The sequence below is a fragment of the Kitasatospora sp. NPDC034023 genome (assembly GCF_055575795.1).
In genome coordinates this window covers 28922-44123 of the sequence record NZ_JBVIRY010000053.1, presented here as the reverse complement: position 1 = coordinate 44123, position 15202 = coordinate 28922, and the positions used below count along the sequence as shown (strand labels likewise).

Annotated in this window: 17 protein-coding genes; 7 read left to right on the top strand and 10 right to left on the bottom strand. The window is 72.0% G+C overall.

Going from position 1 to position 15202, the window contains the following annotated elements; translation table 11 throughout:
* Positions 1 to 82: 82 nt before the first annotated feature.
* On the top strand, positions 83 to 457 hold the full coding sequence (locus ACZ52R_RS39765; protein WP_465755233.1) for a hypothetical protein: 375 nt from the start codon (positions 83 to 85) through the stop codon (positions 455 to 457).
* Between the two features lie 292 nt (positions 458 to 749).
* On the opposite strand, the gene ACZ52R_RS39760 is transcribed toward ACZ52R_RS39765, so the two are convergent.
* The gene (locus tag ACZ52R_RS39760; protein ID WP_465625823.1) at positions 750 to 1496 is read right to left on the bottom strand and encodes a hypothetical protein; all 747 of its coding nucleotides are present in this window, start codon (positions 1494 to 1496) and stop codon (positions 750 to 752) included.
* Positions 1493 to 2062 carry a hypothetical protein gene (locus ACZ52R_RS39755; protein ID WP_465755232.1) on the bottom strand — a complete coding sequence of 190 codons (570 nt, stop codon included), beginning with the start codon at positions 2060 to 2062 and terminating at the stop codon, positions 1493 to 1495. The genes ACZ52R_RS39760 and ACZ52R_RS39755 overlap by 4 nt, the downstream gene beginning before the upstream one ends.
* A 351-nt stretch (positions 2063 to 2413) precedes the next feature.
* Between ACZ52R_RS39755 and ACZ52R_RS39750 the strand changes: the two genes are divergently transcribed.
* The 3 genes from ACZ52R_RS39750 to ACZ52R_RS39740 all read left to right on the top strand — a co-directional run bounded on the left by ACZ52R_RS39750 (position 2414) and on the right by ACZ52R_RS39740 (position 5152).
* Entirely contained in the window at positions 2414 to 2674 is a 261-nt protein-coding gene (locus tag ACZ52R_RS39750; RefSeq protein ID WP_465755231.1) for a hypothetical protein, read from the top strand.
* Between the two features lie 9 nt (positions 2675 to 2683).
* Positions 2684 to 3685, top strand: a complete 1002-nt coding sequence (locus tag ACZ52R_RS39745) for a hypothetical protein (RefSeq protein ID WP_465755230.1) — start codon at positions 2684 to 2686, stop codon at positions 3683 to 3685.
* A 615-nt stretch (positions 3686 to 4300) separates the two neighbouring features.
* Positions 4301 to 5152 carry a phosphotransferase family protein gene (locus ACZ52R_RS39740; protein WP_465755229.1) on the top strand — a complete coding sequence of 284 codons (852 nt, stop codon included), beginning with the start codon at positions 4301 to 4303 and terminating at the stop codon, positions 5150 to 5152.
* Here the strand turns inward: ACZ52R_RS39740 and ACZ52R_RS39735 are convergent.
* The 8 genes from ACZ52R_RS39735 to ACZ52R_RS39700 form a co-directional block, all read right to left on the bottom strand.
* Complete coding sequence (locus tag ACZ52R_RS39735; RefSeq protein WP_465626018.1) at positions 5110 to 5607, bottom strand: hypothetical protein; 498 nt, start codon at positions 5605 to 5607, stop codon at positions 5110 to 5112. The two genes, ACZ52R_RS39740 and ACZ52R_RS39735, sit on opposite strands and share 43 nt — an antisense overlap.
* A gap of 485 nt (positions 5608 to 6092) precedes the next feature.
* Positions 6093 to 6482, bottom strand: a complete 390-nt coding sequence (locus tag ACZ52R_RS39730; protein WP_465626020.1) for a hypothetical protein — start codon at positions 6480 to 6482, stop codon at positions 6093 to 6095.
* Position 6483: 1 nt separating this feature from the next.
* Positions 6484 to 8121 carry a restriction endonuclease fold toxin-2 domain-containing protein gene (locus ACZ52R_RS39725; protein ID WP_465755228.1) on the bottom strand — a complete coding sequence of 546 codons (1638 nt, stop codon included), beginning with the start codon at positions 8119 to 8121 and terminating at the stop codon, positions 6484 to 6486.
* An 878-nt stretch (positions 8122 to 8999) separates the two neighbouring features.
* Complete coding sequence (locus tag ACZ52R_RS39720) at positions 9000 to 9149, bottom strand: hypothetical protein (RefSeq protein WP_465626024.1); 150 nt, start codon at positions 9147 to 9149, stop codon at positions 9000 to 9002.
* A 153-nt stretch (positions 9150 to 9302) separates the two neighbouring features.
* Positions 9303 to 10151, bottom strand: coding sequence for a helix-turn-helix domain-containing protein (locus ACZ52R_RS39715; RefSeq protein ID WP_465755227.1), 849 nt, complete (start codon positions 10149 to 10151; stop codon positions 9303 to 9305).
* A 40-nt stretch (positions 10152 to 10191) separates the two neighbouring features.
* The gene (locus tag ACZ52R_RS39710) at positions 10192 to 10719 is read right to left on the bottom strand and encodes a DUF6879 family protein (RefSeq protein ID WP_465626027.1); all 528 of its coding nucleotides are present in this window, start codon (positions 10717 to 10719) and stop codon (positions 10192 to 10194) included.
* Positions 10673 to 10954, bottom strand: coding sequence for a hypothetical protein (locus ACZ52R_RS39705; protein ID WP_465626028.1), 282 nt, complete (start codon positions 10952 to 10954; stop codon positions 10673 to 10675). Before ACZ52R_RS39705 ends, ACZ52R_RS39710 begins: the two co-directional genes overlap by 47 nt.
* Before the next feature lie 127 nt (positions 10955 to 11081).
* Positions 11082 to 11522 carry a hypothetical protein gene (locus ACZ52R_RS39700; protein ID WP_465755226.1) on the bottom strand — a complete coding sequence of 147 codons (441 nt, stop codon included), beginning with the start codon at positions 11520 to 11522 and terminating at the stop codon, positions 11082 to 11084.
* On the opposite strand from ACZ52R_RS39700, the gene ACZ52R_RS39695 reads away from it, so the two are divergent.
* The 3 genes from ACZ52R_RS39695 (at position 11508) to ACZ52R_RS39685 (ending at position 15199) form a co-directional block, all read left to right on the top strand.
* A complete protein-coding gene (locus tag ACZ52R_RS39695; protein WP_465665150.1) occupies positions 11508 to 12029 on the top strand; it encodes a hypothetical protein in 522 nt (173 codons plus the stop codon). The genes ACZ52R_RS39700 and ACZ52R_RS39695 overlap by 15 nt on opposite strands.
* A 946-nt stretch (positions 12030 to 12975) precedes the next feature.
* Complete coding sequence (locus ACZ52R_RS39690; protein WP_465626034.1) at positions 12976 to 14715, top strand: peptidoglycan-binding protein; 1740 nt, start codon at positions 12976 to 12978, stop codon at positions 14713 to 14715.
* Between the two features lie 19 nt (positions 14716 to 14734).
* The gene (locus tag ACZ52R_RS39685) at positions 14735 to 15199 is read left to right on the top strand and encodes a hypothetical protein (protein ID WP_465755225.1); all 465 of its coding nucleotides are present in this window, start codon (positions 14735 to 14737) and stop codon (positions 15197 to 15199) included.
* The last annotated feature ends 3 nt before the right edge of the window (positions 15200 to 15202 follow it).

Below are 15202 nucleotides of genomic sequence, written 5' to 3'. Positions count from 1 at the left end.
AAGACGGCGTGGATCAACGACCCGGCCAAGCGCAGGGAACCCGCACCACAAACCTCATAGCGTCACGACCGTCTCACTGGACTTGAAATCTTCCGCCACGGGATTGGACATCCCTGGCTGGTTCAGCGCCATGTGCATCGCGATGAGCTTGGGTACCGAAGGGCTCACATTGCTCACACTTGGGCTGGTCAAGCCTTGGGGCGAGGTGGTGCCGGGCTGGATCCCGCTGATCGGAGGGAAGCGTGTCGCGCCGCTGGCGGCGGTGATTCCGGCGTTGCTCGGCGCGGCCGTTCTGATGCTGTTGACGATCCCCCGTGCGGGCGGCTTCGGAGGGGCTCAGGGAGCCCCGACCGGGCCGGCGCTCGTCGTGATGGACGCCTGTTACGCACCACTGCTGCTATGGGGGCCACTGCTCGTGGTCGTCACGATCTCCTACTACCGGCGGCGCCTGAACTGAGCAGGCGCAGTCAACCTCGTTGCGGCCATCCCGGATCCCTTGGACTCATCCATCTAGAAGGATTTCACGGAAAGATCGAGAACGGCAACGCAGCGTGACAATGACACGTGCCGCGAGCCGGGTCCACCCGCTTCAACCGGGCCTCGCGCCCGTTACTTTTGAGTAGCCGACTGGCCACTTTCGGTAATAAATGTGACCAGCATCACTGTTTCTGTATGCGGATCTCTTGCCCGAACCCGCTCACCCGCTCCGCGTACGGGCTGACAGACCGTCCGGGCGGTCCAACCCCCTGTCAGCCGACGGCGGCCACTGCGGCAACGGCCTCCGCGCCGCCGGGACGCGCCACAGCCGGCACCGGGACCGCGGCGCTCACGCCACCGTGCTCGTCCGGCAGCTGCAGGAAAGCCTCTCGCGCCCGGGCGGCACGGCCCCGGCCGACGCAGCGGGCAGTGACCGTCCGGGACTCGAGAGCGCCGTACCCGTCACCGAGCCCGCTCCAGGCGGAGCCGCTCACGGTCAGGCGCAGCTCGGCGGCGCCGGGCCAGGGGAGCGGGGTCAGGAGCGTGGCGCCGGTGGTGCGCAGGCGTTGTTCGAGGCGGGCGAGCTGGCGCGGGGCCGACGGGCCGGTGGGGCGCAGGATGATCGTGTCGCAGGCGTCGGCGAGGACGGACGCGATCTCGACCCAGTGCTCTCCTGGGGTATCGGCCAGCACAGTGCGCTCCCACGGCAGGCCGTAGGCCCTGGCCGCAGCCAACCCGGCCTCCGGCCAGCCGACGATCGCCGTCCACACGCCGGTCGACGCGGCGGCCGGCCCCGCCGCCACCGCCAGGAGCAGACTGGCGTCCAGGACTTCGACCACGGCCCCCTTCGGCAACCGGCCGCCCGGCAACAGCGGCTCCAGCGCGGGCAGGACCGGCCGGGAAGCGGCCTCGAACCGGGCGCGACGGGCGGCCGGACTGGTCTCCTCCAGCAGGATCGCCAGCCGCTCACCGCGTACGGACTCCGCCGTATCCGGTACGAGGGCGATCCGCGCGCTCACCGCCCTCCCCCGGTCCCGAAGACCTCCGCCGGCCCGGACGAGCCACCCGCGCCCGCAGAGGGACGGGCAGGGCCCGTCTCCGCCGAGACGACCGGGCGAAGGGTGACAGGGTCCGCGATCAGCCACGCCGCCTGCCGGTCTTCGCCCCATCGAGCGCTCACGATCCACGGCAGATCCGGCCCGGGGCGGCGCCGGGCGGTCACCAGGGCGGAGCACCACCGCCCGCCCGTACGGACCCACGCCAGACGCCAGCAGCCGTCGGAACCGTCCTGGGCAGGTTGGCCAGCGAGCTCGGCCGGGACGACGGTCGTGTCCCGCCACCGCCCGAAGAACGGTGACCCGGCAGGAGGCTCGTCCTGTGGTTCTGGCAGCAGCCTGACCGTGCGCTCGTCGAACAGGAACCAGCCCCAGGAATCGTCGGCGCCCCAGGTGACATGCACCACCCACACCGCACTGCCCGGCGGGCGCCGCCACACGGTCAGCATGGCCGGCTGCCAGCCGCCTCCCACCCGGATCTCCACCAGACGCCACCGCCGCGTGTCCTGGTAGTACCCGGGCAGCGTCATCAGCTCCCTGGGCGCCCGCTCAGCATCACCTGGCAGAGCCCCGGGGCGGGGGGCGAGGGAGAACGGAACGTCGGCGGTCACACCCCCCAAGTTAGATCGAACGGATTTTCGATTCAAGTCGTTCGCCCCGCGATACCCCAGGTCACAGCCATCTCGCTCCAGACCCCCGCGGCACGAGCACGAGGGGATGAAGGGGCAGGACCGGACCCCGGAGGTGACGATGCCGAAGGCCCCCCAACGACCACCGTCACCGATGAGCAGGCCGACCCGGGCTCGTCGGTACTGGCCCGGTGACGACGGCCGCCCGCGCTAGCGTGGAGAAGAAGGCAGATCAGCGGCTCGGAGGTGCCCATGCCCGAGACGGCGACGATGATGTGCGAGGCCTGCGGCCGCAGGGCCCCCTGGAACCCGTGGCTCGCCTGCTCGATCGGGTGCTTCGACCGCGACCGCGGCACGGCGGAGGAACAGCAGGCCATGATTGACAGCGCTCCGGAGGCGCTCGCCTACTTCCTCGGCCTCGGCCCGGGCACGCACGCGCACGGACGACGACGGGTAGACCGGCGCCCGGGCCCGGCGTCCTCAGGGCGGGCCCGGACACCGGGCCGGCCGTAGAGTCCGAACGTGGCCAGCCCGCACGACTTCGACGAGATCGCCGACACGCTCTACGCCCTCGCGCCGCCGGACTTCACCGCCGCCCGCAACGCGCGCGCCGACGACGTCAAGAAGACCGACCCGCCCCTGGCCAAACGCATCCGCGCGCTGCACCGGCCCACCCTCACCGCGTGGGCGGCCAACGCCCTCGCCCGCCGCCACCGCGACCTTGTCGAACAGCTCCTGGACCTCGGGCAGGCCCTGCGCGACGCCCAGGACCACCTCGCCGGAGACCAGCTGCGCGCGCTCGCCGACCAGCGCCGCCAGCTGGTGCGGTCGCTGGCCGAGCAGGCCCGCCGAAACGCTGCGGCCGCCGGCCACCCGCTCGGCGCGGACGCGGCCGCCGACCTGGACCGCACGCTGTCCGCCGCGCTCGCCGACCCGGACGCCGCCCAGGCCCTGGCCGAAGGCCGGCTGACCGCCGCCCTGGAACCGCCGCTGTGGCCGGGCACCGCCCCCGGCGGGACGCAGACCGCGCAACCCGACGTCCCGGACGATGTCGACGCGGGCTCGGGCACGACGGGCCGCAAGCGAGCAGAGCGCTCCGGCCGTACTCCTGCCCGTGCTGCCGGCGAGCCGTCCGAAGACCGGGGATCGGCCGCGCGGGCCCGAGCCGAACGCGAGCGTGCGCGTGAACGCGAACGGGAGGAGGTCGAGGTGACCATGGCCGCGGCTGAGGCAGCCGAGCGGGATGCCGCCGAGCGGGCCGCAGCCGCCGAACAGGAGCTGCGCGCCGCCAGGTCGGCCCGGCAGGGCGCCCAGGGTGAGGCCGACCAGGCCAACGTCGAACTTAGCCACGCGCAGGAACGCGACGACCGGGCCCGGGACACCCTCGCCCGGGCCGACAGCCGGGTACGGACCGTCGAGGACGCCGTCGACTCCGCCCACGCCCAGGCGTCCCGGGCGCACGAGGCCACACGGGAGGCGGCCATACGGCTGCGGACCCTGAAGGACGACGACCGGGCCGGCTGACCCGCGATCGCGCGGGCGCTCGTGGTTTGGGTCGACGGGCCGCTGCGCAGGCGCCCGGTAGGGCGTCGCCGTGTCGCCTCCGAGCGGGGCTCAGCAGGGCGGCGACGCCCGCCGGCCCAACACCGCGTGCGGGCAAGCGGCTGCGCTCTGCGTCCTGATCGCACATCCCGTAGGTCGACCGGTTCGGGTCAGCGAGCAGCGGCCTGTACGGATCCCACCGCTCGCGGCCGCGGCAGCCCTGGACGTCGGTGCCCGTCCGGCTCCAGCACAGCCGAGCCTGCAGCCGGGCAGGGCCCCCGTCCAGCGTGCTGCCGGTGACGCCCCAGCCGGTGGCGACGGTGCGCACCACGGACCGGGCCGGGGCGATACAAGCCATGCGTTCACGCGGGTCGGTGGCGGTGGTGGTGACGGTCAGGGTTGACAGCGCCCGTGCGGGCCGTCGCCGGCCCAGAATTCGCGGCGATCACGGCGGTGCGCGCGGTACGGTCGGCCCACCCGTCGACCCCGGAGGCCGTCATGGTGTCCACTCCGCCTGCCGGCCGTCCCGGTTGGGACGATCTGCCGCCCGCTGTCCGTACGGCTGTCGAGGAGCGTTCACGGGCCCGGGTGATGCGCGTGGACTACCCGTCGGGCGGGTTCACCCCGGGCATCGCCGCGCGCCTGCGGCTCGCCGACGGCACCCAGGTGTTCATCAAGGGCGTTCCGACAGCGGACAGGGCCGCGACGATGTACCGGGCGGAGGCCGCCGTCGGAGCACACCTTCCCTCTAGGGTCGCCCCTGCGCTGTTGTGGACGGTGGAAACCGGGGGCTGGCTGGTCCTCGGGTTCGAGGATGTCGACGGCACGAATCCCGATCTCGCGCCCGGATCGTCGCAGCTCGGCGCGGTGCTCGCCGCGGTGGCGGAGCTCGGTGAGCTGCTGACCCCGTGTCCGGCCGAGGAGGCCGGGACGTTCTCCGTACTCGCCGACACCTTGGCTGGCCACTGGGAGCGCCTGGTCCGCGACGGCATGGACGGCTGGGACCTGGAGCACGCCGCCGAGCTTGCCGAGCTCGACGATCCGGCCGCGCTGGGCCAGGCGACCGAAGGCGACACCCTGCTGCACTGCGACCTGCGCGCGGACAACATGCTGCTCGCGCGCGGTCGGGTGAGGGTGATCGACTGGTCGTGGTTCGCGCGCGGCGCCACCTGGGTCGACGCCGCGTTCCTGCTGCCGCAGCTGGTCCTGGCCGGTCACACTGCCGCCGGTGCCGAGCGGCTGCTCGCCGAGGCGGTGCCGGCCTGGCGGGAGGCCCCGGCGGAGGGGGTGACGGCGTTCGCGGTCGCCATCACCGGGTTCTGGGCGTGGCAGCAGCGCACCGGGCCCGGCGGCGCGCTCGGCGCCTACCGGGCCCGGGCCGCCGCCGCGGGTCGCGAGTGGATCGCTCACCGCGCGGGCTGGAACTCCCCCGCCGCGGTGGCCCTGTAGGAGCCGCGGGCGGCCAGGTCGGCGAAGCCCCGGGCCAGGACCGCATACAGGTGCGCGGGGTGCAGGTAGCCGAGGTAGTCCTTGCCGGTCCGGCCGTCCGGGGCGTGCAGCAGGGCCTCGGCGGCCTGGCCAACCGTCACCTTCCGCGCGCCGTGGAGGGTGCGGGCGAGGCGGGCGGCGGTGCACTCCGCCCGGGCGGTGTGCCGCCGGAAGGCGACCGCGTTCCCGGCGAGGAAGACGTTCGGCGTGGTGAGCGCGTTGAACACCAGCCGGAGCCGGAACGAGTCGGTGGTCAGGAACGCGGCCTCGCGGACGGTGGCCGGTGCACCCTCACCGGGGGTGAAGCCTTCGCCGTCGGCGGCCTGCTCGGCCTGGTGGAGCGTGGTGTACAGCTTCGTCTCGTAGGGGACCTCCTCGTCGAGGTCGAGCCCGTGCCGCCGGTGGAGCAGCTTCACCTGCTCCACCAGGCCGGCCAGACGTCGTGTGGGGGACGTACACCGTGTCGATGCCCACCCGCCATAGCTGGGCGGCGTCTCCGGTGGGCGGCCCCTCGGCCGTGGTGGTCGTCATGAAGGCCTCCTCGCTGCTCGACTGCCCTGCCTACCACAACCGGCCCGGCCGGGGCAGGCAGTCCGCCGGAGGCGACGGCGCGGGCCGGGCCCCGGAATGCTGGCGCGGTGACAGAACATCAGCGGCGCCCGCTGTGGACCGGTCCCCGGGACAGCGCGGACGAACAGCAGACAGCCCGGCAGCGGCGCGGGACGGGCGCGGTGGGACGGCCGTCCCGGCGGCCCCGGAGGCCGTTTCCGGCCCGGCGCAGGGGCGCTGGCGGCTCGGCCCCGACGCCGACGAAGGCCCCGGGCATGACGCCTGGCTGACGGCAGGACAGGCCCGCCGTCGTGCGGGCGTGTGTCGTACGGATGGACCTCGAATATGCCGGCTACTCGACGTCGAAGAGCGACTGGAGGATCTCGCGAAGGTCTGAGGCGTCAGCGCCCGGCGGGATGGTTCGCAGGCTGTCAGGATTCGATTCGATCATGGCCACCGTTCTTGCGTCAGCGGGCAGGAGGCCGAGGAACCAGGCTGCCGTATCTGCCCAGATGTCCGCGTCACCATCCCGCAACACCAAGTGGCCGCGCTCGAAGTACGCCCCGTGCCGGCTCTCGCCGTCGAGCTCGACATAGAAAGAGACGTAGTTCTTGCCGGTGGACGGCGAGTGCTCCTGCCCGGCCTGCAGGTCCGGGAAGCGGGCACGAAGGTGGTCTTCGGCGTCCAGCGGCGACAGAGCCCAGGCAGTCCCCGGCGCGGCGCCGAGGTGGATGGTGTCCAAATCAGCCTTCTTGGGTTGGAGGCGGCGGGGGCATCGTAACGACACGTACGTTGCTCTTCACGTGGTTCTTGGCGGCCAGGTACTGCCAGTAGCCGACCGTCGCGTCGTCAGGGGTATCGATCTCCAGATACTGGGCGTGATTGGCCGGGTTGTCGATGGCGAGCTTGTAACGCCTGATCTCGTCGTCGTCCCCCTCCAGCATCCACCCGGTACGGAAGTCGTCCTCCTGGATGCCCTTCAGTGACCGCGGGCTGCAACCCTTTTTGCGGACGTTCTTGGCATCGATGAACGCGCCGTCGGCCGGCCGGAAGCCGTCCGCCCAGACACTCTCCGTCCCATCGGCGCTCTTGGCGTTTCGCTCGGGCTTGCCCGCTGCGTACACCTGGTATGCCCGGTCCTCCGCCGTGCCGTAGTTCGGCGGACGTTCGGGCAGCCCCTCAATCCATGTCTTCGCCGCCATCTGCTGCGCCGCGTCGTACAGCGGGTATGCCGGCGGCTTGGGTGGGGGAACCGGACCCACCAGGGGGTTGGCGAACGGGCTCTGCCCAGCTGCGCCAGGCGCCCCGCCCGGCTGCTGCCCGGCTGGGTCGGGCGCAGTCGCCGCACTCGCCGAATCAACACCCGCCACCGCGGTCGCCGCCGCGGCCGTCCCGGCGAGCACGACCAGACGTGAGGCCAGAGACGACACGATCGCTTCAGCCTCCGCCACGGCTGTCGCTGCGGCCAGCTCCGCCTCCGCAGCGGCGAGTGCCTCGGCCGCGAGCGCGGCGTCCGCCGCCAGGGCCGCGTCCGCGGCAGCGGCGGCTGCGTCCGACCCGCCGAAGGTGAAGAAAGTGAAGATCAGTCCGGCCGCGGTGATGACGCCCGCGGCGACCCCGAGCTCGATCAGCTTGTCCTGGCAGGCCTCGATCGCCTGCGCGTACTGCTCGCAGATCGCCTGCAGCTCCCGGCACGCCGCCGAGATGTTCACCATCAGCGGCTGTGAGGCCGACACCGCCGTACCTCCCGGCGGGCACGCGTCGTACACCGTGGCGGCGTACGACTTGAAGCCCTCGAACGCCGCCCCGGTGCACTTCGCCATCACACCCGCGGCATGCTGGCCGGCGTTGCGCTGGGCCGTATCGATCACCGACGCGCACTCCGCCCACACCTGGGCCGCGCTGCGCAGGCGCTTCGGGTCTCCCTGGGGGCAGAACTTTCCGATCACTGGGATCTCGTGGACTTCTTTCGAGCCGGTGACCATCGGCAGAGTGGTGTGCGCCTCGCTCTCGTCGCACTGCTGGGCGCCCTTGGCCAGCGGCGACGATGTGTTGATCTTCCCGGTGAATGCTGCGGCCACCGAATCCTGGACCGCCAGGTAGTTGGCGGCCATCGTCAGCAGTCGGCTGGAGATCGTTGCCATGCCCTGCCCGGCAGTCCCGATGGCCTTGACCACGCTTTTGGCCGCCGGCTCGTACTTCTGGGCGAAGCTGTGGGCGATGGTGTCGTCGCCGGCCATCCCCGCCGATGACACCAGATCGCCCGCCACCCCGGAAGCGATGTTGTAGACGAAGTCCTTCGATCCGAGAAAGCTCAGTGATGCCCGGAACACCACGTCCGGATCGACCGAGAACTCTCCCCCTGATGCTGTGTCTGCCACCTCTACCTCCCCCGACCCTCAGCCTATCCACGTGGAGGGGTAGATGATCCTCAGCCTCATGTACTTGGGCATGGAATCAGGGGCATGTCCTCGCCGGTCCGCGTCATCGCGAGCAGGAGCCGCTGGGGCTCGCGGCATTGTCGACCAGCTCGCTGACGATGAGTTCGCCGGGCTCGACCAAGTCGTCCAGCCCCCACCCGGAAGGGTGGCGCGCAGCAGGCGGCGGGCCGCGCCAGCGGACTGCGGTTCGTAGGGCAGCAGCGCTCGCGCGTGGTCGGCAGCCTCGGGGCGCGGCAGGGTCTCCACGGCGGCGGTCACCGGGCACCTCGTCCCCTCCGGTCAGCTTGTCCGCGTCGCCGCGGTACCGGTCCCCCCAGACCCCACTTGTCGACGCCGCTGGTGGTGCTGGCCGCGCACGCGGACGCCTACAGCCCCGACCTGGTGCGGCTGGGCCCACCTCGACCTCAAGCCCGAGAACCTGCGCCGGCGCCCGGAAGGCGAGGTGGTGCTGCTCGACGTGGAGAGCGTGCGCCCGGAGGTGACCGGGCTGATCGACTTGGTCACCCTGCCCGCCGTCCTACGGCAGGCAGGCCACGAGCTCGGCCGCGCGCCGCGCCGGGCGTCGACCACTCGATGGGCGAGCTCATGCCGCGCTGGCCGAGGAGGCCGTCAACCTGAGTGAGCACGGTCTCCTCCATGGATGTGGCACTCGCAGATCGGCCAGGTGGCTGACGGATGGTGGGCGTCGGGGCTCACGTCGTCGGGGTCGAGGGTGACCTGGCCGGTGTCGTGGGACCGGGTACCGTCAGGGCCGAGGCGGTAGGTGCGGATGGTCAGGCCCCGCCGGCGCTTCTCCGGAGGGACGAAGTCGGCGCTGTTCACCGCGCGGCCCGGCTGCGCAGCTCGCGGAACAGCCAGGCTCGGCGGTAGGCGACGCTGTGGTTGGCGATGTGGACCACCGTCCTGCCGTCGACCGTCACCACCAGGTCGCCGCCGGGGTGTCTCAGATGCGGTCTGCTCGCGGGCATGGCGGTACTCCAGCGCGTGCGGGGGGATTGGGCGCCGCCCGGAGCGTCCACGGTGCCGACGGGGTTCGGTCGGTTCCCCGCGCCGGGCGGCATCAACGACGGTAAGAAGTAACGGGGCTGGCCCTCAATCAGGTTGTGCCATCTTGCGCCTCTTCACCCGAGAGCGGTGATGGCGGCGGTGATCAGCTGACGGGCTCGCGCCCCGCGGACCGCGGTGGACGCCAGGCCGTTGAAGGTACGCGCGTAGTCGGCGATCTCGCGAGGCTGGGTGATCCGCAGATAGCCGGAGGTCAGCTCGACCGCCACCTCGGCCTCGTCGAACATGTAAAAGTCCTCGACCGGCAGGTGCGGCCGCCCGGGTCCTGTGGGGATGATGCCGACGCTGACGAACGGGCTGGCCGAGGCCGCGAGCAGGTGCCCGAGCTGGCCCGCCATCGTCTCCGGGTCGCACACCGCCGCGCGCAGCACCCACTCCTCGATGAGCAGGCCGAAGCGGTGCCGGCCGGAGAACAGCATCCGCTGGCGTTCCAGCCGGGCCTCCACGGCGTCGGTGACGTCGTCGACCTCGACGCGGGCGCGCTGGATCGAGCGCAGGACGGCGGTGGTGTACTCGGGGGTCTGCACCATGCCGGGCATGACGCGGCTGGCGTAGACGCGGAAGTGGTGGGTGCGGCGGTAGAGGGCGGCGACGGACTCCTGGGCGGCGCGCAGCCCGGTGCGCTCCATGCGGCGCCACTCGGTGTACATCGAGTCGACCGCGCGGGCGGCGGCGATCAGGTCCGGGGCCTGGTCGCCGACGGCGCAGGCGGTGCACCAGGCGCGCAGGTCGTCCTCGGAGGGGGCGGACTTGCCGCTCTGGATCCGGGAGGTCTTCGCCGGGTGCCACCCGCAGCGGGCCGACAGCTCGGCGCCGGTCAGGCCTGCGTCCTTGCGCAGGCCGACCAGGCGGCCGGCGAGCGCCTTGCGGGCCTCGATGACGCTGGACGACAGGGACGACGACATGGTGCTGGCTGCCCGGCGGGGTGGTGATGGACGGTGTCGGTCAGACGGTGTACCGGGCGTGCGGGACGGCCCGTTCCCACACCGCTTCGAAGGCGCCCGTCACCATCTTCACCACCGCGGGGTCCTCGGTGACCTCGTGGCCGGCCCACTCGCCGTCACCGGTGAACCAGTGGAACAGCACCAGGCGCTCGTCCACCAGCCACAGGTCGTTACCCGGCAGCGCAAGGTCCGAGGCCTTCGACCGGGGCAGCCAACGGACCTGCTCGCCCAGCGCGACGTTGTGCCGCTCGGTGATCGCGTGCTCCCACCGGATGTAGGCGGTCACCGGCTCCGAGACGATCCGGGCCCGGCGCATCACCACCCCGCGGCCGACCGTCTCCCGCACCAAGGCCGCCCACTGCGTGTACTCCTCGGGCAGGTCGTACGCCTCGGGCCGCTCGACCGGCAGGCCGGCGCGCCAGTCGGCGAACACCGGGTCGTCCATGTAGGAGTCGCGCATCTCCAGGTGGCACGCGGAACGCTCAGCACTCCTCAGCAGGGCGCCAAAGTCCGGCACGCTCGGCTTCATCGCACACCTTTCGCAGGAACGGGATCATCCGGACCGGGATCCGGACGACGCCCTCGTGGTCCGGGACGCCGGTGGCGTGGCCCTCCACCCACTCGGTCTCGCTGATCACGCGGTACATCTCCATCTCGGGCAGCCAGCCCTGAATGACGATCTCCGCCTTCTCGTCCTCCAACCACACGGTCGGAGAACCACCGTTGGGCGTGTCCGGATCGATGCCCCTGAACCGTAGTGCCATGACCGCTCCTCCTGCCAAGCCCGTTGCGGATCCTTGCGCCTTCACCGTTCCCCTCCACTGACAGCCCGTCAAGGGCGCGCGGAAGCAGGAGACCCGGGCGGGCCCACGGGACCATCTGTGGATCCGGCTACGAGTCGGCCAGATCGGTTTCCTCGTCTTCGCTCTCCTCCACGGACAGCACATCCTCCCAGTGCCGGAGGATGCCCTGGGCCACAAGCAGGGCTGGCACGACGTACGACTCATTCAGAGCCCCCCCGTCCAACAGGTGAGCGACCCTGTAACGGTTGTAGTGGCTGGGAGCCTCGTCGCTCGGGGCGAACACGTACTGCATGCCCGCGATGATCAGCCACTCGATGAACTGCCAGCTGCGGAAGGTCTTGGGCGTGGGCTTCGCGGCCTGCCATGTCGACAGCAGGACCAGTCCAGGACCGCGCCTCCCCTTGTTCGGCGGTATCGAGCTTGCATAGTTACTCTCGAGGCGCTCGGCATACTTGCGGACGATTTGATCGAGTATGGCGGAGACCAGCGTCAGCGCCGCCTCGCCGTGGCCACCTTGAGCTGCCGACAACGCTTCAGCGCCCTGTGCGCCGCCGTCGCCGTAGCCGCTCTCCTGGGCGGTACCCCCGCCCACGCCCAGGGCGACGGAGGACTGCTCGGCCTCGGCCTGCTCAACACGCCTTCCATCACCCTCGCGTGCTTCCCCTCGGGACAGGTGGGCCAGGGCAACACCTCGACCGGCACCCAGAACGTCGGCTGCAGTCAGTCCGCTTCCGCCACGGGCACCACGCCGTCCGGCAACGACGGCCTGACCGGCCGCCAGGTCGTGAACTCGAATGCCACCGGCGGGCCTGGAGAACTCGTCGAGGCAGCCGTGAGGTGCCCGGCGGGGACGGTGGTCACGGGCGGTGGCTTTTCCACGGAGCCCGACTCCTCCTGGGACATCAAGGCTTCCAGTGTCGTGGAATTTCCCGTGACCCCGGGGAGCGGCGACGGCGGGTGGTCAGCGATCGCCAGGAACACCGGCACCGGAAACCAGACGCTCTACGTCTACGCGGTCTGCTTCCTGGGGGCCTGACCCACAGGCGGCACCGCCGCCAGGCGGCCGTCAAACCCCCGGCCCGGACGCCGGTCCAGGACGTCCTGAAGCCCGCGGCGACCTGCGACTGCCCGCACCTGGGCCGCGCGGCCTTCCCGTTCTTCCAGCGAAGCAGTGGCAACGACGGGTACGCGGTCGCGTCGACAGCGTGGGAGGCAGCGGCCAGCTGGTCGTAGCGGTAGTCCGCTACGACCAGGTCGGCCAGTCTGTGAGCGACGACGCTCGCCACTCGTACGGTCTCTCCGCGGCGCGCTCCTTCAAACGGAGCGCGCCCGCATCCAGAGGTAGGCGCCTGACTACGCGCTCTGGGGAGGCTACTGCGCCACCATCGGGCAGTCGCTGCGCCGCCACTACGGCTTCTCCGACGAGGCCCGCGCGTTCTTCGACTTCTTCGCCCAGCCCGCGACCGAGCTGGAGCAGCAGGCCGCCGACGCGCTCGGACCGGACCCGCTGGACGAGCCGACCCTGGCCGCCGCGCGCGAGTACGGGCTGCTGCTCCAGTCCTACGAGCACCTGTTCTGGGACACCCTGGGCGCGCTCGACGCCTGACCGACGACGAACCCCGGTCGGGACCGGCCGGGTCGTCCAGCCACGGGGTGCGGACGTCACAGATGACGGTGGGGCCGCAGCGGTCGAGGCCGGGGCGCCGCCCCGGCGGGCCGGACCATGGCCCCCTGGCCACCGGACAGGACCCCGAACACCCTCGCCGCGGCGTGTCGTCCGGTGGATGTGCCAGTGGCACAGGCCTACGGCACAGGCCGCCGCAGGAGGCACGCAGAACCAACAGAACACCTTCAAATCACGGGAGTTGACGTTAAGTCAGTTGTACTGTGGAGTGAACATGGCGCCCTGGCCGGCGCCGGGGGCCCCGGGGGCTGGGGCCGGTCGGCCGTGGCTGCCATCGGCGCAAAGGGGGAGCATCCTGATGGCATACGCGAAGGGTTATGACGTCTCCGACTTCCAGTCGGGCATTCCGGGGGACGCGGAGTTCGTCTTCATCAAGGCCACCGAAGGCGGCCACACCGGCCAGTCGGGGTACGCCGACAAGCTCGCGGACGCCCGGGGGCGCGGGCTGGTGGTCGGGCACTACCACTTCCTGCACGCGGAGAACCCGGTCGAGGGTGAGGTGGAGCACTTCTGCCGGGTCGTGGGGCAGGTGCCCGCGGGCGAGCTGCTGGTGCTGGACTTCGAGCCGTACGGACAGTCGGTCGGCGACGGCGACGCGACCGAGGCGAAGAACCGGTGGCTGGCGGCGGTCAAGCAGCGTTACCCGGACCGCCTGGTCGGGCTCTACACCAACCGGGACTACTGGTTCCGGACGGACGACAACGCCGGTGACTTCCTGTGGATAGCGGACTACGTGTCCGCGGGTTCGCCGCGCATCCAGGCGTCCTGGCGCTTCCACCAGTACAGCGACGACCCGCTCGACGCGGACGTGTTCAACGGCTCGCTGGACGAACTGCGGGCGTGGGCCGGCGCCGGCCGGGCCCCGGACCCCGAGCCACCCGCGCCGACCCCGGAGCCGCAGTCGCCCGGCTGGCCGGGGCTGCGGCTGGTGGACCGGGACCAGTGGGGCGCGCGACCCTGGCGCGAGCCCAATGGTTCGATCCCGTACGCCGGTCCGCGCGCCGGAGTGAAGGTGCACTACCTCGGCACGGCGTACACCTTCGACAGCCACGACACCTGCCCGGCCTACGTGCGGCGCCTCCAGGCCTCGCACATGGACGACGACGGCTGGTCGGACATCGGCTACAGCTTCGTGGTCTGCGAGCACGGCCACGTGTTCGAGGGCCGCGGGCTGAACCGGCGCAACAGCGCCAACGGCGACGTCCCGCTCAACGAGGCGCACTACGCGGTGTGCGGGCTGGTCGGCTCCTCCGGCTCGACCGTGCCCACCCCGGAACAGCTCAACGGGCTGCGGGACGCGATCGAGTACTGCGAGCAGCAGGGCCCGGCGGGCCCGGAGATCAAGGGGCACCAGGACGGCTACTCCACCGACTGCCCCGGCCCGGCGCTGTACGCCTGGGTGACGTCGGGTGCGCCGCGCCCCTCCGGCACGGTGGTCACCCCGCCGCAACAGCCCGCGCCCCAGCCGGACCCGGTACCGGACCCGACCCCGGCCCGGTACCGGAAGGACGTCGGCGGCCTGTCGTACGGCTACGGCGCGCACGGTCCGCAGGTCACCGTCGTCGGCGAGGCGCTGGTGGCGGCGGGCTTCGGCTCGCACTACGGCCAGGGCCCGGGACCGGACTGGACCGACGCCGACACCCTCAACTACGCCGACTACCAGCGCAGTCTGGGCTACTCCGGCGGGGACGCGGACGGCGTGCCCGGCGAGTCCTCGCTGCGCCGGCTGCTCGGCGGGCCGATCCTGCTGGCCGAGGTGTCGAAGTCGCGGGTGGTCGCGGCGGCCCGCCAGGACCCGGACGCGCCCCAGGGCGCCACCACGCACGCCGACGACGTGTACACGGTGGAGCGGGCCCTCGTCACCGAGGAGCTGCTCGACCGGAAGTGGGCCGACGGCTCGTTCGGCACCCAGACCATCGCCGCCTACTCCGCGCTGCAGCGCCGGTACGGGTACAGCGGGCAGCAGGCGGACGGCATACCCGGCATCAACTCGCTGACCCGGCTCGGCCAGGCGCACGGCTTCACCGTCGTCGGCTGACGTCGGCCGAGGAGGACAGATGTACCAACTCGCCCTGTCCCTGTGGCGCACGTGCGTGCCCTACATCGTCGCGTTCCTCCTGGTGCAGGCCGCACGGCTCGGCATCCACCTGGACAACGCCTCCGTCACCTCCGCCCTGGTCACCGGCTTCGGCACGGTCTACTACGCCGCGTTCCGGTTCCTGGAGCACCGGTTCGGCGCGAGCTGGGGCTGGTTCCTGGGGGCCGCACGGCCGCCGTCCTACCAGCCGCCGGCCCCCGCGCCCACGCCCGCGCCCACGCCCACGCCGGCCGCACCTGCACCTACGCCCGCCGCACCCACGCCCGCGCTGGCCACACCTGCACCCACGCCTACGCCCGCGCCGGAGCCGTCTCCGGAGCCCGCGCCGGCACCCGCACCCGCACCCGCACCCGCACCCGCAGCGACGCCGCCGGACCCCACGCCGGCCCGACCCGACTACCGGAACCTGCCCGAAGGCGGCTGACGG